This is a genomic window from Streptomyces sp. BK340 (genome assembly GCF_007827595.1).
GTDB lineage: Bacteria > Actinomycetota > Actinomycetes > Streptomycetales > Streptomycetaceae > Streptomyces.
The window spans coordinates 1-19,077 of the sequence record NZ_VISR01000039.1 but is presented as its reverse complement, the minus strand read 5'-3'; the positions used below and the strand labels follow the sequence as shown (position 1 = coordinate 19,077).

The following is a 19,077-nucleotide window of genomic DNA, read 5'->3' as shown; positions in this document are numbered from 1 at the left end:
GCCCGCGAACAGGAAGCGCAAGCGAACGAGGGTACCGCTGTGGCGATGGCGGAGTAACCCGATCCGGCGACGCGACGATGTCCTCGAGGCATGGCTCATGCTGGCCATATGGGTGCTCGTCGCGGTGGGTGGCACGGCGGTCGGTGTGGTGACGGCCCATGCAGCCGACCAGGTCTTCGCCCAGCAACGGGCCGACCGGACCCCTGTCCGCGCCCTTCTCCTCGATGACGTCCCGCGCACCGCGACCTCAGAGATGGGCAGAGAGCTGGCATCGGCAAGGGTCCGCTGGACGAACTCCGACGGCTCCACGCACAGCGGCAGGACGCTGGTGACCACCGGGAAGAAGGCCGGCTCCACGGTCAGGATCTGGATCGACACCCAAGGGAAGCTGAGTAGCCAGCCGCCCACGCCCGGCAAGGCGGCCGTCGAGGCGGGGCTTTTCGGAGCCTCCGCCGCCCTCGCCCTGAGCGGCGTGGTGTTCGGGATCGGGAGCGTCGGCCGTGGATACCTCGACCGTCGCCGCATCAAGGAGTGGGACCGGGAGTGGTCCCTGGTCGGGCCGCAGTGGGGCCACAAGACCAGTTGACCGTCGGACCCTGCACGAGCAACCTCGGTCATGTCATCGGAGAGGGACACCACCGCCGAGGTGGCGTCCCTCAGGGCGTTCATCAACTGCAGGCTGTTGATGACCTGCGACATCATGCTCCCGCCGAGCGACCTCCGTGGGTTGCCGACTTGATCCGCCGGACAGCGTCTGCTGCGGAACCGCAGACATCCTTGCCTCCGGGGATGTCGTGGACCGAGCGGGCGTTGGGCACCCGGCATCTGCGACCGGTGTTACCGCGCGGCACTCGGAAAGTCTGCGGCCGGTGCCGGGCTCCGGGTTGCGTCCTGAGAAGTGGTGCACGGATTCGACCTCTGCGTGACGTCTTCACCGGCAAGGCTCAGGCTCTGGACGTAACCGGCCTGTTCATCGCCATCGGCCACGATCCGCGCACCGAGCTGTTCAAGGGCCAGTTGGAGTTGGACGACGACGGCTACGTCAAGGTCGCCTCGCCCTCCACGCGCACCAACATCCCCGGCGACGTCGTCGACCACACCTAGCGCCAGGCCATCACGGCCGCCGCCAGTGGTTGCCAGGCGGCACTCGACGCAGAGCGGTACCTCGCCGCGCTTGCCGACAGCAGGACCAAGACGACGTCGACCGTCGCACCGTCCTGACGTACTCGGGCTCCACAGGAGGCCCTCGGGGGTGGTCCTCACGGCTCGCAGGGTGGGGGGTGTGCTCATGAGAGGCTCTCCTTCGGCTCGCCCACGCGCTGACGTCGTCGACGTGGGGGCGGTGCTCCCGCCAGGCCGCCAGCTGCTCGGGACGGCCGGACAGGGCTACCGACGAGGATCAGGTACGTCCTCTCGTGTCTCCTTCGTCGCGCCAACCCGAGCAAAGACCCTGTGCGACAACGGCCAGCACAGTGACCCGAGTTGTCCGATGGGCGATCTGACAACAAGCAAGTGTGAGGCGATCTCCCGGCCGCCTGCGCACACTTGCCCGCACCGGCCGAGGCCCAGGCGAGAAGCAAGTGATCAGCCCCGCTTGGTCGTCCCGCCCAGCGGCATCCGGCGCGACGACACCTACGGCGGCTCGGACACCCAGCCCCGCTCGCGGCCGGGTTCGAGGTCGGGAGCGCGATCCCTTACCGCTATGCCGCCGAGGCGGTGAAGGTTCTGGCCGACCTCGCCCCGGACCCGGCAGCGGCCGCCCGCACCGCCGCGTGCCACGGAGGAGTACTGGACCGGTTCGCTGTCGCCTTGGCAGGGCTCCAGGGGTGTGAAACGCTTGATCCATGACATATCCATCCCCCGTCTGTACGCCGATCTCGAACGAGTGAGCTCGGCTGCTCTGTCGGGAGTCCACCCGGGTCCAGGCTCCCGTCCGGGGAGTGAGGAACAGCCATGACGACGACCGAGCACGCTCACCACAGCGACGATCACAGTGACCCCACCTTGTACCGCTCTCCGGCGGATGCCGTCGCCGCGCCCCCCGAGAAGCTCGCCTACGTAGTCGGATTCGACCCGACCGCACAGCGCACCGACGCATTGTTCACTGTGGGTACCGACCCCGAATCCTCCGCATACGGCCACGTGACGTCCCAGGCCGAGCTGCCCGACCCGGGCAACGAACTGCACCACTTCGGCTGGAACGCCTGCTCGAGCGCGCTGGCCCACGCCGGTCACCAGCACGCTGAACGGCGTTACCTGATCGTCCCGGGCCTGCGCTCGTCCCGGCTGCACGTCTTCGACACCAGCCCCGATCCCGATCGCCCCCACCTGGTGAAGGTGATCCAGCCCGAGGAGCTGGCCGCCAGGGCCGGATACTCCCGCCCGCACACACTCCACTGCGGCCCCGACGGAATGTTCCTTTCCTGCCTGGGCGGCGCGGACGGTGCGGACGGGCCCGGCGGCGTCGCGTTGCTGGACCACGAAAACTTCGAAGTGCTGCGTGCCTGGGAGAGCGACCGCGGACCGCAGCAGCTCTCCTACGACGTTTGGTGGCATCTGCGCCAGAACATCGCCGTGACCAGCGAGTGGGGGTCCCCCTCGATGATCGAGGACGGCCTTGTCCCCGAACTGCTGCTGGGTCGCCAGTACGGCCATACGCTGCACTTCTGGGAGCTGGACTCCGGCCGGCATCTGCAGAGCCTCGACCTCGGGGACGAGAACCAGATGGTTCTGGAGCTGCGCCCGGCACACGATCCCGAGGCGACGTGGGGGTTCACGAACACCGTGGTCAGTGTGGAGGACCTGTCGGCATCGGTCTGGTTGTGGAACCGGGAGGGTGAGGACTTCGTGATCCGTAAGGTGATCACCGTCCCGGCCGAGCCCGCGCAGACGGAGGACCTGCCCCCGGCGCTGCAGCCGTTCGGCGCCGTGCCGCCATTGATCACCGACATCGACCTGTCGGTGGACGACCAGTGGCTGTACGTGTCCGCCTGGGGAACCGGTGACCTGCTGCAGTACGACGTGAGCGACCCGTTCCGTCCACGGCAGACGGCGGCCGTGCGTCTCGGTGGCGTCGTCTCCCGACGGCCGCACCCCGCCGAACCGGACACGCCGCTGACCGGTGGAGCACAGATGGTCGAGCTCAGCCGGGACGGACGGCGGGTGTACCTGACGAACTCCTTGTATGCCGCCTGGGACGAGCAGATCTATCCCTCGGGCATCGACCCGTGGATGGTCAAACTCGACGCCGACACCGCGCACGGCGGGCTCATGGTCGACAGCGGCTTCTTCCCGCACGGCCCGGAGTTTTCCGGGTTGCGCGTGCACCAGACGCGCCTTCAAGGCGGCGACGCCTCGTCGGATTCGTACTGCTACCGCCGATGACATGCCGCTGTCCGTGCTGTCCGTGCTCTGCGCAGCGGGCGCGCAGACCGACGAAGGGACCGGGTTGATCATCGCGGTCCTCGACCTCCTGCCCGACGCGTGGGACGAAGCGGAAGAGGTCGGCGTGCCGCAGTGGGCAGTGCTGCTCGCTGCGCTCGCCTCGTACGGGGTGACGGGTGCCGTGGCTGTTATCGGCTGCCCGTGCGAGCGGGGTCGGGCGGGCGGCATCGGCTCAGCATCAGGGCTCGCACTGCACCGCCTTCTGGAGGGGGCGACCCTGGCACTGGCCCCGTCGGTCGCCGTGATGGCGGCGCTCCTGGTTCATGCGGCCGGCGAGGGGCTGGCGCTGGCCGCCCTGCTGGGAGTCCGTCCGAAGCGCCGCGTGGCTCCATGGGTCGGGCTGGCCTGCTTGAGTCCGGTCGCGGGAGCCTTCGTGGCGAACGCCTTGCCCATCCCGGACGGCCTCGTGCCACTGCTGCTCGCCCTCATCGGCGGCGTACTCGCGCAAGCGGCCTGGGTTGCGCTCGTGCTGGCCCGCCGACAGCGGCCCGCGGACCAGCGAGTTCTTGCCGTCCCGGCTGCGGCGGCGATGACTCTCGCCGCCGTCCTCACCGCGCTTGTCCTGCTCGTCGGGGCAGCGAACCACTGACGCACCACCGACGGCAAGCGGGGGTTCACCGGCCGATGGCCTGCGGCACGGCGCGCCCGGCCCCCCTCCCACGACCAGACCGCGGCGATGTCGGAGTCCACCAGGGGTGAGGCTGAATCCCTTACGCGTAGCAGCCGTTGACGGTCGCCGCGAGGCCGTCCATGGCGTCCTTGATGGCGTTCGGGTCGGCCGTGGCGCCGTTCTCGACGAAGGAGAACACCTTCCACTTGCCGTCCTTGCCCTGCGTCAGACCGCTCAGCGAGATGGCGCCGGTGAGGGTGCCGGTCTTCGCGCGTACCTTGCCCACCGCGCACTTGGAGTTGGCGTCGTCGAAACGGCCGTACTCCGGGCCGAGCGTGCCGCCGGCCTCGCCGGAGACGGGCAGGCCGTCGAGGACGGCGCCGAGGGTGTGCGCGTAACGGGGCTGCGTCAGCAGTTCGAGGATCTGCGCGAGCGTGGCGGCTGGGATGCGGTCGGCCCGGGACAGGCCGCTGCCGTCGTGGAGCTCGAAGTTGTCGAGCGAAACGCCGTACTCCCGGCTCAGCACCCGGCGTACGACCGCAGTGCCGCCTTCGAAGGTGGCAGGGCGGTCGGCGGCCAGGGCCGTCATCCGCAGCAGGGTCTCGGCGATGTCGTTGTCGCTGTCCTTGAGCATCGTGCGGACCATGTTCGACAGCGGCGCCGACTTGTGCTGGGCCACCGGAACGTCCGTCGTGCGTGCGGTGGCGCGGGTGACGTCGCCGGTGACCGTGACACCATGCGCGGCGAGTTGCCCGGCGAAGACGCGTCCTGCGTCGATGGAGGTGTCCTGGACGCCGTGCCCGTCCACGACCAGCGCGCGGACCGGGGCGACGGTGTCAGGGTAGTAGCCGCCGTTCCAGCCCTTGGCCAGAGTCGGCTCCGGGAACAGGCTGTCGTCGACGGTGACCTTCACGGTGGTTCGGCCGGCTGCCTTGAGTCCGGCAGTCGCGGTCTTCGCCAACTCTGCGAGGTCGGCGGTGGTCAGGGTGCGGTCGCCGCCTCCGACGAGGGTCAGGGTGCCCTGGCCGTAGACGACTTTCGTTGTGAACCGGTGCTGCGGGCCGAGCATGGTCAGGGCGGCGGTCGAAGTGGCGAGCTTGGCGTTGGACGCCGGCATCAGCGCGGTGGAGGCGTTGTGGCCCCAGACGGTGGTAGCCGTGTCCGCGTTGAGGACCACACCGCTCACGTTCGAGCCCAGCCGCTGGTCGAGTACCCGGGTCTTCAGGTTCTTGGCCATCTGCCGGTCGGCCGCGTCCAGGTCGTGGGTCTTGGCCGTCGTACCGACACCCTTCTGGGCGGCGAAGGCGGACGGACCCGCCAGGGCGGCGGACGCCACGGGCACGGCCATGGCGAGGACGAGGGCCCGGCGCCGGCCGGTTCCGGACCCGTCCTGTCTGGGCTTGCGGTGCCGGCGCCGACCACCCGGAAGGAAGGTGTTCTCGGGGGTCTTGGCAGTCGTTTCAGTCATCGGGGTTCGAAGCTTTCAGAAGTGGGGGCCTTGAGGAAAGGAAAGTAGAGTTCGCTGCATCACTGGTCGCCGGTGACCGGCTGGCGCTCGTAGCACACGGAGTCCGGGTCCGCGCTCGCGGCCTGTCGGCCCCTGATCTCCACACGTGCGCCGGTCTTGATGGCGTCGTACACCCACTTCCCGTCCCGGGGTGAGAGGGCGACGGCGCCGGGGCCGGCGTTGTGACCGATGCTGTTCAGACCGGCGGAGGGGTCGAGCGCCCACATCAGCAGCCGCTCGTGGTGACGGCGGTCGGTGAAGGTGACCGCCCACTGCAGGCGGGGCACATACTTGGTGAACCTGTCGGGGCGCAGTGTGATGGAGGGGTGCTTGGCGGTGACCGTGACCGCCTTCTCGCCTATCGGGCAGTTTTCCTGCACCCCGCTGATGCGCAACCTCCTTCCTTCCATGGTCAATGTGTAGGCCTCCAGGTCGATCGTCACCCGCTGGACGGGCGCCGGGGACGGGACGGGTGTCGGGGTGTGGGACACGGACGCCGCAGGGGGTGCGGACGCGTTGGTGACGGAACCGAGGGCACCGGAGGCGAGGGCGGTGAGGGCCGCCGCCGCCAGCGCGGTGGAGGAGAGCACAACACGCTGACCGCGGCGACGGCGTTGCGCCCGGTCCCTCGCCTGTGCGCCTGTGGCCGGCGCCGCGCCCTGCGCGGCCAGGCCACGGAGCCGGGCCGACAGCTCCGCCTCGGTCAGGGGCTGCGGTGGTGGCTGGTCAGACACAGGCTTCCTCCGTGGAGTGGTTTTCCTCGCTCACCAGGTGAGCGGCGAGTGCCGTACGGCCGCGTGACAGACGTGCCTTGATGGTGCCGACGGCCGCACCGGTCTGGGCCGCTATCTGCTCCACGCTCAGATCGCACAGGTGATGCAGCACGATCGCGGTCCGCTGGGCATCCGGCAGGCGCCGCAGTGCGGCGACCAACGCCACATGGTCCGGGTTCGGTTCGGGCACCGGTCGCGGGACGGACTCGCCCCGCACCAGCTCCCACCAGCGGCGCGCCCTCCGCCAGCGGCTCAGTGCCAGACGGTGTGCCACCGTGCGGATCCAGGCCTCGGGATCGCGCTCGCCGTTCAGGACGGACGAACGCCGCTCCCAGGCGCGCGCGAACGCCTCCTGGACCACGTCCTGGGCTTCGGCGTAGTCGCCCGTCAGGGCGTACAGCTGACCCACCAGACGCGGGCAGGCAGCCGTGTAGAAGAGGTCGAACTCGTCCTCGGTCACTTGTCGTGCTCTCTTCTTACGGCGCGGGGCGCGTGTGGCGCAGGGCCGGTGCGATGGGGGTCATGCGGTCGTGGTGGCGCCGGCCTCGCTGTGTGCGAGCCACTGCTTCCAGGTCAGGTTCCAGTCGCCATAGCCATTGCCGGCGGCGACGCGGTCCTTGTCCGCCCCGGTGACCGTGACGACGTCGCCGGTCCGTACCTGGTCGTAGAAGCGCTGGGCGGTGCCGTTGGAGGCGAGGCCGACACAGCCGTGGGTGACGTTACGGTGTCCGGCCTCGGTGTTCGCCCGGGGGTTCTGGTGCACGTACGTTCCTGATGTCGTCAGGTGCACGGCCCAGTAGTAGTAGTCGTGGTAGGTGTCGCCGAGGCCCACGGTGCGGGAGTCCATGTACACCTTGGGCTGTTTGTCCATGACGACCATCGTCCCGTTCCAGGTGTCCGTCCCCGGCGCCCCGGTGGTGACGGGGATGCGCTGTGCCGTACCGCCGGTGTGGACGGTCATCATGTGCGTCTTCGCATCGACCGTGGCGACCAGCGATCTGCCGATGGTGAAGTGCCGGGCGCCGTGCGAGCCGAGCCGGAGGGTGATCTGGGTGCCGGGCTGCCAGTAGGTGGTGCCGGGTCGGAAGTCGACGCGCTGCCCGTCCAGGAGGTTGTGGTCCTTCACCCAGCTCCACGCGCCCATCGTGCCGGACGAGGTCTGTACGCGCAGCCAGCTCTCCACACCCTTGCGGTCGGCGGCCGGGACCGGCTGGGAGAAGGTCACGGATATCGGCATGCCCACTCCGACCGTCTGGCCGTCGCGTATGTTCACCCGCGCCTGCGCAAGCGCGGCGGGCTCCGGCGTGGACGGTACCGGGCGTGCACCTGACGCCTTGCCCGCGCCGTCGTCCTGCCCGCCCGCGGCCTTGTCGGCCGCCGCGGTGGAGGCCCGGGCATCAGGCGTGTCAGGGGCCACCCTGGTGCCGGAACCCGCGTCCGTCGAACAGCCGGCGGCCGTGAACAGGGCCGCGCAGGCCACCACAACAGCGCCGAAACGGCCGGCGGTCCGACCGGCCGAACGGTCCAAGTACATGTAATCCCCCGAGTCAGGTGCGGTATCGCCTCCTATACCCATGGGCTCGGAGGCAGGTTGCATCGCAGGGCAACCTTTTTGCCGGGCAGCTGGACGCGGGAGATGCACAACGTGCTCGCGCACTGCCTGTCCCTTCTTCGGGAGCGGTGACCGCCCACCGCTCGCTCAGGAACACGCCGGCAGCAGGACTTCCCTCGTCGCCGCTCCTCGCGATCACCCGTACACCGCACGGTGAGAGCGTGCTTTTTTGAACGCGTCGGTGTGTGCGCATGGGCGATACCCCTTCGTGGGGTGAAGCTGAAGGCATGAGCATCAGTAGCGAGCGTCCGGTGACGGCTGAACAGATCCATGCCGCGTTGGTCGCTCTCGGGGCTGAGCCGATGGCTGACCCGGAGGTGCGACCCGAAGGTCCGCAGGAAGAGGACCGTCTGCATCTGCTGGGGAGCCTGCTGGCGAAGACAGAGCTGGAAATCACCGCCGCGACGCGTTTGACCGAGGAGGAGGAGATCGAGGACGTCCTCTCCACGATGCTCGGCTGGTCTGAGCAGGTAGGTGACCCCGGCCTTGCGGTCAACGTCCTGACGAACAGGCTGCACCGTACTGCGCTGCAGGTCGCGCCCGACGCGGAGGAGCTGCCACCGGGCCGGGAGGCTTCCTTCGCCGCCGCCATGGCGGCGGTGTATGCACTCAGTGCCCAGCTGCACACGGAACGCGGCGATGTCGAGGGAACCCGACGGGCTCTGGGCGGGGCGGAGGAAGCCCTCATCGACATCCTGCAAGGCATGCATGGCCTACGAGTCGCCATTGGAGACGTGGCTGGATTGGAGGACGAAGAGGACTGACCTGAGCACGCCTCCGGCGTTCGGCCATCGGTTGGCCCACGGCCAGAACGTGTCGGCTCTGGTGGAGTTGTCCTTCATCACTCCAACTACAGGGCCCCCAAGCCGGGTTGGAATGGCTCGACGCCTCAAAAATGAGAGTTGACGGGATATGGAAACGTCAATTGAGAATCAGTAATAAGCGGTCGCGCATGATAGTGTCGCCCGCGTGGGACTTTGGCTACTCAACCACCTGAACACGGCCAGCCTCGCGATCCTCATCGTTGGAGGCGTTGTTGTTTTGTCGCTCGTCGCCTGCTTGGTGACGCGCCGCATTTTTCCGGCCTTGATCAATGGCGTGACCAATGACGTATCCCGCACGGTACTTGAACTGTTCGGAGCCATCTACGGAATCGTGCTCGCTTTCGTCATCGTGACCTTGTGGACCGAACTTGAGCAAGTTCAAGTAGTGGTGACTTCGGAGGCTACAGATCTCGCTGTAATTTCCCGCAACGCGCATGCGTTTCCGGACGAGGTGCAAAAAAAATTGGACCAGGCGATCGGGGGATACGTCCACGCCGTCGTAGAAGATGCATGGCCACTGATGCGCAACGGGAAGAATAGCCTCAGTGCGACCTCGGGAAAGCTTGAGGCACTGTACGGAGTCCTCCAGGACTACAATCCCAAAAGCAATTCCGAACAGGCCTTCTACGACAAGTCGGTGGAGCGGCTGAACGATATTACCGAACAGCGCAGAACCCGCATCCTGGCCGCAACTCAACGCTTGCCCATTCTCCTGCAGGTCCTCACCTACGGGGGAGCGCTGGTCGTGATAATGATCACCTTGCTTTACGGGGTGGAGAACCTCAAGGTGGAGCTACTTTTCGTAGGATCGATCGCGTTGCTGGTGGGCCTGAGCCTCACCCTCGTCCTCGTCCTCGACCACCCCTTCGCCGGCGAAGTGAGTGTGAGTCCGCGCCCGTTCATGGAAGGTCAGCTGAGGAAATACTGGGGCCCGTGACGTGGTGAGGTCCGGCGAGAATCCACCGGCTCATCGCCGCAATGTCGCGCTGCCGCTGCCTGCAGGCCTCACGGTCGAAGGTGGGCAGTCTTCCCGCCGGCGCGGTCACAGCGTCTGCGGTTGGCGGCCCGGACCACGGGCTGGAGAATCTCTGCCCTCATGCCGCGACACTGGACACAAGATCGTGAGATCGGCCATCATCCCGGCGTGCACACACCAAGACGGTACGCCGGGCTCCTCGCCGCAACCCTTCTGACGGCAGTGCTGGCAAGCTGCTCGATGCCACTCTCCCGGCCGTCGTCGGCGACCACGGGCTCGACGGCTTCCTCTCCGTCTGCCGCCGCAACCCCCTCCTCAGCCTGGGGCGCACCTGCGTCCGGGGCGGGAGCACAGCTCATGGCCACCATCCTTCCGGTGCCGGCAGGCGCGCACGCCTGGACCGACCGTGACGGCGCGCTGGACTTGGACGGATTCGCCCACGGACTCTTCGCCGCGGACGCCGTCTCGCGAGAGAAGGCCGTGCTGGTACGCCAGCGCTTCGTCGCCGCCGCGCGACAGGGCTGGATCAGTACCGATGGCAGCCAAGCCGACATTTTCCTCGTTCGGTTCGCCGCACCCACCGGCGCCGAGAGCATGTACAAGTCCATGGCACACACCTGGCAGACCAGCAGCACGCCGCACAAACAGACATTCGCGGACCCCGCGGACCATGCCACCGGCTCCGTCATCAGCACCCTCGACAACCTCGGCAATGCCGGTGTCAAACTGATCAGCGTCCGCAACAACCTGTTCGTCTACATCCACTACTTCACCGCCGCGACCCCGGACCGCAGCGGCGCGCAGAATCTTCTCCATCGCCAACGCGACGCCGTCGACAAGTAGGAGGCGCCCCGTGGGTGTGGCTACGGGGCGCTGTGTCACCGGCATCGCCAGTTCGTAGGGGTAGTCACCGCGAGAGCTCGTCGGCCCGATGGTCGTACTCGAAGCCGTCGCCGAGAAGCCCGCCCGCTTCATCGCCTTCGTCGTGCACGGATCGTCGTGCAGGGCCCGACCGTAGGCGGCCTCCAGACGTACGAATTGGTTGTTCTCGCCGAGCACTGCCGCCACGGCATCGGCGACGGCGCGCGTACGGACCCGGGAGCCGGCCAGGGTTGCCGCGAGGGTCTCGCCGTCCGCCGGTCAGCTCGGTCGGCGGTCGAGCAGGGTGGCCCGTAGTTCGTTCTCGGTGATCTCCTCGGCGGGGCGGTGGAGCGTCCAGCGGTGGGCCTCGCCGTCCATGGGCAGCACCTTGACGACGGTTTCCAGGGGTGGGTGGACGACTTCGCCACAGATGAGTTGGCGGATGATGACGGCGGTGTCGTCGTCCAGGCCGAGCAAGGCGCGTACGGCGTCCTGCAGTTCGCGGAGGTGCGGGCTCGGCCAAGCGATTCCTGGGCGCGGTTCGAGGTACATGGGGGTACTCCTTGGTTCCGGATCGAGGGCGGGCGGCATCCACACCGCTGTCCGACTGCGCCTCGCGCAACGTGGTGGAGAGTGGTCGGTGGTCAGGCCGCGCGCGGGGGCTTCGCCAAGCAGCAGGGCCTGCAGGGCCTGAGCCGAGGCGAAATCCGGGCAACCGGTGAGCACCCGCCTGGCGGTGGTCGTTCAGTCGGGTGGTGTGCGGGTGGTGGCCCAGTCGGGTGTCCTGACGGGCGGGCGGGCAACGCGGGGTCGTCTGGGCACGGTCACCTGCCAGATGGCCAGGAGCAGCAACGTGCCGGTTTCGGCGAGGAGGCTGAGGACCGCTTGTGGCTCAGGCTGCAGACCGCGCTCGGTGAATCCGAACACGCCGACGGTACGCGACGCGGTGAATCCGCCGAGGGCGCCGAGCGCGACGCCTGCCGCGGCGGTCCGCAGCAGCGGGGACGGCATCCCGACCAGCAGCAGGGCAGCGAGAGCGAAGGAAGCGCTGGCCTGGAGCAGGAACAAGGGGCCGATGACGGGGATGAAGCGATACCCGTCAAGGTAGAGCTGGGCATGGATGGATCCGCCGGCGGCGAGGGTTGCGGCGGTCGCCGACCGCAGGGTGGGTGCGAGGAGTCTTCGGGCATTCATGCCAGCCTCTGATCCTTGATGGCCAGTTCGCGGTCACCTTGGCGGTAGCCGACGCTGCGGATGCCGAGTGCGTCTTTGAGCTGCCGGGCAGGGACGACCTGCGGGGTGGGGGCGGCTGCACGGCCCGGTTTGGGCAGGGGGTAGGCGGTGGTGGTGGCCGAGTGGAAGGTGATGTTGCCCTCGGTCTTGGTGAAAAGCTGGTGGACGTGCCCGTTGAGACAGGTGACGGAAGAAAAGCGGCGCAGGAGGGCGATGACCTTGAGGGCGTCGTCGGTGCTCCAGCCCCACTGCGGGTACATGGCGAACAGCGGGATGTGGCTGAAGACCACGATGGGGGTGTCCGACGGCAGTCCGGCAAGATCCTTGCGAACGAAGTCGATCTGTTCGTTGCCGAGGTGCCCGAGCTTCTCCAGGCTCAGGGTGTTGACCAGGGCGATGAAGTGCACCCCGTGGGTGTCGAAGCTGTACCAGCCATCGCCGAGCGTGCCCATGCCGAACGTCCGCCGGTAGGTGCGGCCTGCATCGCCGATGGAGTCGTGCTCGCCCGGCACGGTGAAGACACGATCCGTCTGCATGCCGGTCATCATCTGCTTGACCTGGTCGAACTGCCCGGCCGTGGACAGATGGGTCAGGTCCCCGCTGTGCATGACGAAGTCCGGTCTGAATCCGAGTGAGTTGACCTGGTTGATCGCTGCGGTGAATGAGCCGGCCACGTCCATGTTCGCCGGCCCCTGGAACCCGATATGGCTGTCGGAGACCTGCACGAACCGCAGCGCGCCGTTTCCCGCTGCGACGGCCGCGGCGGCGGCTCCGGCGTTGGTGTCCCGGGAGTCCGCGATGTGGCTGATCACCTCTCCACTGGCCACGGTCAGCACCACCGCGCCGCCGAACCACCCGGCGTGCCGGATGAGTTGACGCCGAGACATGCCGTGTTCGGTTTGAGGCTGACCGACGTCGTCGGCCGGTGCTCCGTCGTGGCTGTCGTAGTAGTTGCTCATCAGGTCACCTCCACGGTGCCGGTCATGAACGGATGGATGGTGCAGAGGTAGGCGTAGGTGCCGGGCTTGGTGAACGTGTACGTGTAGGTGGCGTGGGTGGCCAGTGCGGCCGAATGCAACGGGCCGCCCGATCCGGCGCTGGTGAGGGTGTGGGCGTCGGTGTCCTGATTGGTCCAGGTCACTGTCGTGCCCGCCTTGACCTTCAGCGTGGCCGGGGAGAATGCGAAGTTCTTGATCGCCACGGCGTTCCCGGTCACCGGTGCGACCGACCGGCCCGTACTCGCGGGACTCATAGGCATGCTCATGCTCGGCATCGGCGAGGCGGCGGAAGCGGGGCCCGCCGTGTTCCCCAGCCCCGTGGCTCCGGTCATGCCAGCCATCTGGTGCTGCCCCGGACCGGGTGTGATGGCGTCGGCCCCGGTGGCCGAGGAATGCGACGACTGGCCGCATGAACTGAGCAGGCCCAGCGCGGCGACAGTGGCGATGGTGCCGACGGCCAGCCCGGCCGCGGTCCGTGATCGACGGCCTGGCGTGCGAAAGTTCAGGTACATGGTGTCCGCTCCTCACTGATCAGGCGGAGACACGGCTTGCTCCGGCTGGGCACACGCACCCGCAGGGATGTGCGTGGATGCCGTGTTCGTGGGCGTGTGCCTCTCACGGACCCAGCGATCGAGCACCGGATTTCGCGTGAGTCGGCTCTTGTCCGGCTCCACGGACGGCGGGGTTCTCGCGGTTCGGTATATATGCACCTTTTTCGAAACCTCTTGTCATCGCGGCGGATCAGCCGGACTCCTCTGCGGGCCGCGCACGCTTGGTCCTGCTGGTGCCGCAAGGCCCGGCAGGTACCTATCGCCCGTGGCGCCCGCGGAGCGCGACCGATGCCATACAGTGCGTTACAGGACAAAGCGGTACATGTGCGCGATGATCGTCTTATGCCCTGGAGTTCCCGAAAACGTGGTCCAAGGACCGATCCGGATCGCTCCGCGCACCGTGTCTCTGGTAAAGGGACCCTTTCGACCGCAGACGAGGAACTGCTGCGCACTCTGTACGCGGAGCACGCAGGAGCCCTGTTCCACTACGTGCTGCGACTGACCTCAGGAGACCGGCAATGGGCGGAGGATGTGGTGCAGGAGACGATGCTGCGAGCGTGGCAGCATCCCGCCGCGTTCGACCCCGCACGCGGCCCGGCCCGGGCATGGTTGTGTACGGTCGCCCGGCACCTGGTCATCGACGCCCACCGGGCTCGGCAGGCCAGGCCGGCCGAGACCGGCGGCGAGGCACTGGAACGAGTCGCCGAGCAGAAACCCGGCGAGGACGAGATCGAGCAGGCGCTGGAGAGCTGGGCGGTTGCCGAAGCGGTCCGGTCGCTGTCCCCGGATCACCGCGCCGTCCTGCTGGAGACCTACTACCGCGGCCGGACCATGGTGGAGGCCGCACAGGTGCTGGGCATCCCTGTGGGCACCGTGAAGTCGCGCACGTACTACGCTCTGCACGCCCTTCGGCTGGCGCTGCAGGAACGGGGGCTCGAGCCGTGACCGTGGCGGGCAGGAGGTGGCGACCATGAGTGCGGAGCACGACGCCCTCCGGCTGGCGCTGGGAGGATACGTCCTGGGCACGCTGCCCTCGGCGGAAATGGAACGGGTGCGCATCCACCTCACGGAGTGCACCGAATGCCAGGCCGAACACACCCAGCTCACGGGAGTGTCTGCGCTGCTGGCGACGGTGACCGAAGCCGAAGCCTCAGGCCGGACGGCGCCGACGGCCGACGGGGACCTGGCCGACCGGCTGGTGGCACGAGCAGCCGAAGGCGCGCACGGCTCCCCGCCCGAACGGCCCGCGGTGCCGGCGGTGCAGCGGGTGCCTGAGGAGGGTCTGCTGGAGAGGCTGCTCCAGCAGGCCGCGTCCCGGCGCCGCAGGACCTGGCGTCTGCAGCTGGCCGGTGCTGCCGCCTCGCTGACGTTCATCGCGGCAACGGCCGGCGGCACATGGCTGGCGGCTGTCGGATCCGTGGGCAGTCAGGCGACGCCGCCCGGGCCGACCGCGCCCACTGCCTGGCGCACCTTCTCCGGAAGCGATCCCGACACCGGCGTCTCCGCCTCGGTGAAGGTCTCGCCCTCTGCCTGGGGCAGTGTCGTGCAGGTCTCCGCCAGGGGCGCACCCGCCGGAATCACCTGCCGACTTCAGGCGGTCGGGCCCGGCGGAGCCAAGACGGACGTCGCTAGCTGGCGGGCAGGCAAGTACCCTCCCGGCACCACGATCCAAGGAGCGGTTGCCATGCCTCCAGGAGAGATCGAGCACTTCGAGATCCACGCGGACAACGGTCAGAAGTTGGTCACAGTCCGGGCGTGACCCGAGGCCAGGACGGTCGCGTCACTGGGGCGCCCTCGCCCCGAGTGGCGCGACCACAGCTGTCGGCGTGAGCGCACGGCGGCACACGAGGCCGAGAAGACATCGCCATCGAAGGGTCGTACCGCAGGCGGGGAGAGGGCGGCCGGTCGACGAGAGGCGAGTCGCCTCAAGACCGGTGGACCGGGCTGGAGAAGCACGCCGAGGACGTCCAGCCGATGGCCGTCGAGAAGACTTGTATGCGTGCCATCGGCTGCTCAGGCACGCACGTGATCACCGGCGTCGCCCGATGCCCCCACGCCACACGGCTCCGGGATCGGCGAGGTTGTCCGACAAGGGCACCCGGCAGATGACCGTGGCGGCGACCCCGAAGGCCGACGCCCCTGCGGCGAAGGAGCTGATCGGCGCCCCGGCTTCCGGCAGTGGCAGGCCGGCCACCCCACATCCGGCCCCCTCGGGTGCCGGTCGCGAACATGGGTGGGCACGGCTGTGCGGAGGTCGGCGGTCTCCCGGCTCCGGCCAATCGGGCCGATTCTCAGCCGACTTGATGCGTGAGTGCGCCGATGGGACACGCACTCCCTGTCCAGGTGGCCGGTGGCGCCACCCTGGTCTTTGCGACGGCCCGGCCAAGGTGTTCCCCCTCCCCCGCGCGAGCAGCGGTATGCGGCTCACCAAACGGCGTCGACCTCAACTTGCGTTTTCCTCCGCAGGGGGGCCCGGAGAATCGGATCCAGGATGTCTGCACACCGAGTGTCGTGACCAAGCCGAGGCGCGGGCAGGGACGTTCGTCCGGCTCTACGGTTCGAGGTTCCTGCAAGGTCGTCCTGAGGGCTGCGGGCGAGGAGACCGAGCTGCCGGTGCCTGGTCCGGCCGAGTACGGCGTCGAGCTCTGGCAGGGGCGAGTGAGTTCAGCCAGGCCACCGGCATTGGCATTCGCAAGAAGTCGAACAAAAGGTGCGAATGACTCGAACCGTTCGGCATGCGTCGTCCGTGGAACTCAGTGAGCGCGGCCACACAGGATCCGCCTACCGACCGCCCCCGAAGTGGCTGGCCCCCCGATCCGGCCTCCACACATCCACAGAAGAGCCATAAGACCATGTTTGTGACCGATTCCCCCAGCCCGAGTTCACTGCTCGGTCGACACAGCCGCCACCGGGCACTGCTCACCTTGCCCGCGCAGGAGGCGTACGTCTCCGCCGCTCGTCACTTCGCGGCCGATCTGCTGGAGACCTGGAGTGTGCCCGCAATCGAGCGGGACTCCGCCGTCCTCATCGTCGACGAACTCGCCGCCAACGCCGCGCAGTACGGCCACGAGCGCATGACCCTGCTGCTCGTCCTCGACGACGGCACTCTGCACATCGTGGTCACTGACTCCGGTACGACCGTGGAACACCATCGCCCCGACACCGCCCCCGACGAACACGGCCGCGGCACCAGTATCGTCCAGCACCTTGCCCAGTCGACCGAGGTCCAGCAAACACGCAGCGGCCGCAAAGTCCGCGCCTGCCTGAGGTGCTCGCCATGACCGGGCCGACGGTTCCGCACGAGCTGCGGCCCGCTGCCGGGGCCGGCATCGCCGCGCAGCGACGGGTCACCGGGGGCAGCTGCGGCGCCGGGTCCCGCGACGACCCGCCGATTGGGCCTTCACACCCCAGAAGCCGTGCCCCGAACAGCGGCGATGGCATCAGTGCTCCGCCCCCGCACGAGGCGTACGCGAGTGCGCCAGACCTGCGCCGCGAGATACACCAAGTGCTCGCTCTCGGGGCCGAACGCGACGGTCGCCAGGCGCGGCCCGTCACCGGATCCCCGGTCGACTCGACAGTCGCCGAACGCACCTTGCGGCTACGCCGGGCCGCCCTCATGGACCGCATGGCCCTGGACGACCCCGGCCCCGGCCCGATCGCAGCCGCCACAGCAACCGCCGAACAACTCGTCCTGCTCGACCGCAGCCATCCCGAACTGGTGGCCGGCCCGCACTTCCCCGACGCCATCGCGCTCGCCCCCCGCCGCCGCCTCTATGTCCGCCAGGAGTACGCCGCCTGGACTGCCGCCGGGCGCCCCGCCCGACTGGACGACGCCGTCGGAATCTCCCGATGGCGCGGGCGGTGGACACCGGTGAAACCGCCGTGCCGAGTGCACCGGGAAACCTCCTCCCAGTCGGACGTCGGCCGGCCCGGCCATCTCCTGCGGATGCCCTTCTGCGACGACGAGTGCCGGCCATCGGCCGGTGCAGAGCCCTGCGGGGCCGTGGACATCGACCGCGTCCTGCAGCGTCCCACCATTGCCGCCCAGGAACACACAGCACAGATCGCCGGGACAGGTGTGAAGACCGACATGTTCGAAGGGGTGGTGTGACGATGTTCCGCAATGCGCTGGAGCCCTGGCACTTGCTGATCCTGGTCGCCGTGGTGATTTTGCTCTTCGGCTCGAAGAAACTACCCGACACGGCCCGGGCGCTGGGCAGGTCCATGCGGATCCTCAGGAGTGAGACCAAGGCCATGAAGGAGGACGACGCCTCAAACGAACCACGCCCCGAGTCTGAACCTGCACCAGGAACGCGGACGGTCTCGGGCCCTCCCGAACCCACGGACAGCACGACCGGCAACTGAGACCGAGCCCGGTCCTGCGCGCCCTGGCTCATTCCCGCGATCAGCTCGCGGCAAGTGGTGCCGACCTGGACCAACTGCCTCCTGGACACGCTACCGACCGCAACCGTCGTCGTAGCGCGCTCGCGCCCCACCGGGTGACGGAGACGATCAAGCACAAGTGCAAGGCCGGTAGTCTCCGGTCTGCCGCACGAGATGAGGATGCGGCGTGCCCCAGTCAGCCCGCAACAAGCAGAAGGATCCCGAGGGGCGGATGCCGCTCGCGAAGCACCTTCGTGAGCTCCGCAACCGGCTCGCCAAGGCCATCCTTGCCATCCTGGTCGTCACGGTCGCCGCGGCCTTCGCCTACAAGGGCATCGTAAACGTCGTCACCAGGCCGGTGCTGGACTCGGTCGGCTGCCCAACGTCCTTCGCCGATCTGGCCAAGCAACCCGCGGACACCGCCTGCGCGCGGATCACGATCAACGGTCTGCTCGCGCCCTTCACCCTGGCGCTGAAGGTGTCCCTGATGGCCGGATTCGTGCTGGCATCGCCGGTATGGCTGTACCAGCTGTGGGCGTTTGTCGCCCCCGGCCTGCACGGACACGAGAGGAAATACGCTTATGCGTTCGTCGGCGCCGGCGTCCCTCTGTTCTTCGGAGGCGCCCTCTTGGCCTACAAGGTGCTGCCCTCGACCGCGAAGGTGTTGATCGGCTTCACCCCGCACAGGGTGGAGAATCTGCTGCCGCTGGACGATCTGCTCGACCTCGTCACCCGCATGGTGGTCGTCTTCGGCCTCTCCTTCGAGATGCCGCTGCTGCTGGTGATGCTGAACCTCACTGGGGTGCTGCGCGGCCGACGTATGCTCGGCTGGTGGCGCGGCATGATCGTGGGGATCACGGTCTTTTCAGCCGTGGCGACGCCGAGCACGGACCCGCTGACCATGCTGGCGCTGGCCTCGCCGATCTGGGTGCTCTATTTCGCCGCTGTTGTCTTTTCGCTTCTCAATGACCGGCGCAAGGCCCGAAGAGAGGCAGAGGGACCCAGCGACGACGAGACCTCCGACCTCGACCTCACGCCGCAGGACGTAGGCGAAGTGGAATTGGTGTCCGCCAGCAGCGTTGTCAATGTGACGGGGGTGAATCCGGGCTCGGACAGGTTCAGCCAACCGCGGAAGCTATGTGATCAGAGCACCAGGGCCTGTGCGGAAGTGGATCTTTTCGCACGGGGAGGTCTGGGCAGCCGTGGCCGACGTTGAAGCTCCTATTGCCGTCAAGCGGTCTGGATCCAGTCACGGTAGGCACGGGCGAGGTCGTCGTCTCGGCTGAGGCCTCGTTCGAGTCTGGA

General features: G+C 68.2%; 21 protein-coding genes and 1 pseudogene. 13 read left to right on the top strand and 9 right to left on the bottom strand.

The window, feature by feature from the left end; genetic code table 11:
- Positions 1 to 97: 97 nt before the first annotated feature.
- Positions 98 to 586: a hypothetical protein gene (locus tag FB157_RS42615; protein WP_261386909.1), complete on the top strand. Its 489-nt coding sequence runs from the start codon at positions 98 to 100 to the stop codon at positions 584 to 586.
- A 332-nt stretch (positions 587 to 918) separates the two neighbouring features.
- Positions 919 to 1,221: pseudogene (locus FB157_RS42610) on the top strand (NAD(P)/FAD-dependent oxidoreductase); the annotation flags it as partial.
- Between the two features lie 411 nt (positions 1,222 to 1,632).
- Here FB157_RS42610 and FB157_RS49775 read toward each other — a convergent pair.
- On the bottom strand, positions 1,633 to 1,857 hold the full coding sequence (locus FB157_RS49775; protein ID WP_145886554.1) for a hypothetical protein: 225 nt from the start codon (positions 1,855 to 1,857) through the stop codon (positions 1,633 to 1,635).
- 96 nt (positions 1,858 to 1,953) lie between these two features.
- Between FB157_RS49775 and FB157_RS42600 the strand changes: the two genes are divergently transcribed.
- Positions 1,954 to 3,384 carry a selenium-binding protein SBP56-related protein gene (locus FB157_RS42600; RefSeq protein WP_145886552.1) on the top strand — a complete coding sequence of 477 codons (1,431 nt, stop codon included), beginning with the start codon at positions 1,954 to 1,956 and terminating at the stop codon, positions 3,382 to 3,384.
- Between the two features lies 1 nt (position 3,385).
- Positions 3,386 to 4,033: a hypothetical protein gene (locus tag FB157_RS42595; protein ID WP_145886550.1), complete on the top strand. Its 648-nt coding sequence runs from the start codon at positions 3,386 to 3,388 to the stop codon at positions 4,031 to 4,033.
- A gap of 121 nt (positions 4,034 to 4,154) precedes the next feature.
- On the opposite strand, the gene dacB is transcribed toward FB157_RS42595, so the two are convergent.
- Genes dacB through FB157_RS42575 form a run of 4 tightly spaced genes read right to left on the bottom strand, consistent with a single transcriptional unit; the run spans position 4,155 to position 7,868 of the window.
- A complete protein-coding gene (gene dacB / locus FB157_RS42590; protein WP_145886548.1) occupies positions 4,155 to 5,522 on the bottom strand; it encodes a D-alanyl-D-alanine carboxypeptidase/D-alanyl-D-alanine-endopeptidase in 1,368 nt (455 codons plus the stop codon).
- Positions 5,523 to 5,581: 59 nt separating this feature from the next.
- Positions 5,582 to 6,295 carry a hypothetical protein gene (locus tag FB157_RS42585; protein ID WP_145886547.1) on the bottom strand — a complete coding sequence of 238 codons (714 nt, stop codon included), beginning with the start codon at positions 6,293 to 6,295 and terminating at the stop codon, positions 5,582 to 5,584.
- Positions 6,288 to 6,794, bottom strand: a complete 507-nt coding sequence (locus FB157_RS42580) for a SigE family RNA polymerase sigma factor (protein ID WP_145886545.1) — start codon at positions 6,792 to 6,794, stop codon at positions 6,288 to 6,290. Before FB157_RS42580 ends, FB157_RS42585 begins: the two co-directional genes overlap by 8 nt.
- Positions 6,795 to 6,854: 60 nt before the next feature.
- The gene (locus tag FB157_RS42575; protein WP_145886543.1) at positions 6,855 to 7,868 is read right to left on the bottom strand and encodes a L,D-transpeptidase; all 1,014 of its coding nucleotides are present in this window, start codon (positions 7,866 to 7,868) and stop codon (positions 6,855 to 6,857) included.
- Between the two features lie 305 nt (positions 7,869 to 8,173).
- Here FB157_RS42575 and FB157_RS42570 point away from each other — a divergent pair, with 305 nt between their 5' ends.
- The 3 genes from FB157_RS42570 to FB157_RS42560 all read left to right on the top strand — a co-directional run bounded on the left by FB157_RS42570 (position 8,174) and on the right by FB157_RS42560 (position 10,589).
- On the top strand, positions 8,174 to 8,710 hold the full coding sequence (locus tag FB157_RS42570) for a hypothetical protein (RefSeq protein ID WP_145886541.1): 537 nt from the start codon (positions 8,174 to 8,176) through the stop codon (positions 8,708 to 8,710).
- Between the two features lie 205 nt (positions 8,711 to 8,915).
- Complete coding sequence (locus FB157_RS42565; protein ID WP_145886539.1) at positions 8,916 to 9,707, top strand: DUF4239 domain-containing protein; 792 nt, start codon at positions 8,916 to 8,918, stop codon at positions 9,705 to 9,707.
- 396 nt (positions 9,708 to 10,103) lie between these two features.
- The gene (locus tag FB157_RS42560) at positions 10,104 to 10,589 is read left to right on the top strand and encodes a hypothetical protein (RefSeq protein WP_145886537.1); all 486 of its coding nucleotides are present in this window, start codon (positions 10,104 to 10,106) and stop codon (positions 10,587 to 10,589) included.
- A gap of 297 nt (positions 10,590 to 10,886) precedes the next feature.
- Here the strand turns inward: FB157_RS42560 and FB157_RS42555 are convergent, their stop codons facing one another.
- The 4 genes from FB157_RS42555 to FB157_RS49060 form a co-directional block, all read right to left on the bottom strand.
- Positions 10,887 to 11,159, bottom strand: coding sequence for a hypothetical protein (locus tag FB157_RS42555; protein ID WP_145886535.1), 273 nt, complete (start codon positions 11,157 to 11,159; stop codon positions 10,887 to 10,889).
- 192 nt (positions 11,160 to 11,351) lie between these two features.
- Positions 11,352 to 11,801 (bottom strand): hypothetical protein, encoded by a 450-nt coding sequence (locus FB157_RS42550; RefSeq protein WP_145886533.1) that lies wholly within the window; start codon positions 11,799 to 11,801, stop codon positions 11,352 to 11,354.
- Positions 11,798 to 12,799, bottom strand: a complete 1,002-nt coding sequence (locus FB157_RS42545) for a metallophosphoesterase (RefSeq protein WP_145886531.1) — start codon at positions 12,797 to 12,799, stop codon at positions 11,798 to 11,800. The genes FB157_RS42550 and FB157_RS42545 overlap by 4 nt, the downstream gene beginning before the upstream one ends.
- A complete protein-coding gene (locus FB157_RS49060; protein WP_261386908.1) occupies positions 12,799 to 13,350 on the bottom strand; it encodes a cupredoxin family copper-binding protein in 552 nt (183 codons plus the stop codon). The genes FB157_RS42545 and FB157_RS49060 overlap by 1 nt, the downstream gene beginning before the upstream one ends.
- 381 nt (positions 13,351 to 13,731) lie before the next feature.
- On the opposite strand from FB157_RS49060, the gene FB157_RS42535 reads away from it, so the two are divergent.
- The 6 genes from FB157_RS42535 (at position 13,732) to tatC (ending at position 18,988) form a co-directional block, all read left to right on the top strand.
- Positions 13,732 to 14,334: a sigma-70 family RNA polymerase sigma factor gene (locus FB157_RS42535; RefSeq protein ID WP_145886529.1), complete on the top strand. Its 603-nt coding sequence runs from the start codon at positions 13,732 to 13,734 to the stop codon at positions 14,332 to 14,334.
- Positions 14,335 to 14,359: 25 nt separating this feature from the next.
- On the top strand, positions 14,360 to 15,148 hold the full coding sequence (locus tag FB157_RS42530; protein WP_145886527.1) for an anti-sigma factor: 789 nt from the start codon (positions 14,360 to 14,362) through the stop codon (positions 15,146 to 15,148).
- A 1,099-nt stretch (positions 15,149 to 16,247) separates the two neighbouring features.
- On the top strand, positions 16,248 to 16,670 hold the full coding sequence (locus tag FB157_RS42525) for an ATP-binding protein (protein ID WP_186581933.1): 423 nt from the start codon (positions 16,248 to 16,250) through the stop codon (positions 16,668 to 16,670).
- A complete protein-coding gene (locus FB157_RS49055) occupies positions 16,667 to 17,500 on the top strand; it encodes a hypothetical protein (RefSeq protein WP_261386907.1) in 834 nt (277 codons plus the stop codon). The genes FB157_RS42525 and FB157_RS49055 overlap by 4 nt, the downstream gene beginning before the upstream one ends.
- A gap of 2 nt (positions 17,501 to 17,502) precedes the next feature.
- On the top strand, positions 17,503 to 17,754 hold the full coding sequence (gene tatA, locus FB157_RS42515) for a Sec-independent protein translocase subunit TatA (protein WP_145886645.1): 252 nt from the start codon (positions 17,503 to 17,505) through the stop codon (positions 17,752 to 17,754).
- 205 nt (positions 17,755 to 17,959) lie between these two features.
- Positions 17,960 to 18,988 carry a twin-arginine translocase subunit TatC gene (gene tatC / locus FB157_RS42510; protein ID WP_145886523.1) on the top strand — a complete coding sequence of 343 codons (1,029 nt, stop codon included), beginning with the start codon at positions 17,960 to 17,962 and terminating at the stop codon, positions 18,986 to 18,988.
- The last annotated feature ends 89 nt before the right edge of the window (positions 18,989 to 19,077 follow it).

What these genes read in the sequence shown, in the direction of transcription:
- FB157_RS42615 (WP_261386909.1), top strand. Translation starts at nt 98, where the DNA reads ATGCTGGCCATATGGGTGCTCGTCGCGGTGGGTGGCACGGCGGTCGGT.
- FB157_RS49775 (WP_145886554.1), bottom strand. Translation starts at nt 1,857, where the DNA reads ATGGATATGTCATGGATCAAGCGTTTCACACCCCTGGAGCCCTGCCAA.
- FB157_RS42600 (WP_145886552.1), top strand. Translation starts at nt 1,954, where the DNA reads ATGACGACGACCGAGCACGCTCACCACAGCGACGATCACAGTGACCCC.
- FB157_RS42595 (WP_145886550.1), top strand. Translation starts at nt 3,386, where the DNA reads ATGCCGCTGTCCGTGCTGTCCGTGCTCTGCGCAGCGGGCGCGCAGACC.
- dacB (WP_145886548.1), bottom strand. Translation starts at nt 5,522, where the DNA reads ATGACTGAAACGACTGCCAAGACCCCCGAGAACACCTTCCTTCCGGGT.
- FB157_RS42575 (WP_145886543.1), bottom strand. Translation starts at nt 7,868, where the DNA reads ATGTACTTGGACCGTTCGGCCGGTCGGACCGCCGGCCGTTTCGGCGCT.
- FB157_RS42570 (WP_145886541.1), top strand. Translation starts at nt 8,174, where the DNA reads ATGAGCATCAGTAGCGAGCGTCCGGTGACGGCTGAACAGATCCATGCC.
- FB157_RS42560 (WP_145886537.1), top strand. Translation starts at nt 10,104, where the DNA reads ATGGCCACCATCCTTCCGGTGCCGGCAGGCGCGCACGCCTGGACCGAC.
- FB157_RS42555 (WP_145886535.1), bottom strand. Translation starts at nt 11,159, where the DNA reads ATGTACCTCGAACCGCGCCCAGGAATCGCTTGGCCGAGCCCGCACCTC.
- FB157_RS42550 (WP_145886533.1), bottom strand. Translation starts at nt 11,801, where the DNA reads ATGAATGCCCGAAGACTCCTCGCACCCACCCTGCGGTCGGCGACCGCC.
- FB157_RS42545 (WP_145886531.1), bottom strand. Translation starts at nt 12,799, where the DNA reads ATGAGCAACTACTACGACAGCCACGACGGAGCACCGGCCGACGACGTC.
- FB157_RS49060 (WP_261386908.1), bottom strand. Translation starts at nt 13,350, where the DNA reads ATGTACCTGAACTTTCGCACGCCAGGCCGTCGATCACGGACCGCGGCC.
- FB157_RS42535 (WP_145886529.1), top strand. Translation starts at nt 13,732, where the DNA reads ATGCCCTGGAGTTCCCGAAAACGTGGTCCAAGGACCGATCCGGATCGC.
- FB157_RS42530 (WP_145886527.1), top strand. Translation starts at nt 14,360, where the DNA reads ATGAGTGCGGAGCACGACGCCCTCCGGCTGGCGCTGGGAGGATACGTC.
- FB157_RS49055 (WP_261386907.1), top strand. Translation starts at nt 16,667, where the DNA reads ATGACCGGGCCGACGGTTCCGCACGAGCTGCGGCCCGCTGCCGGGGCC.
- tatA (WP_145886645.1), top strand. Translation starts at nt 17,503, where the DNA reads ATGTTCCGCAATGCGCTGGAGCCCTGGCACTTGCTGATCCTGGTCGCC.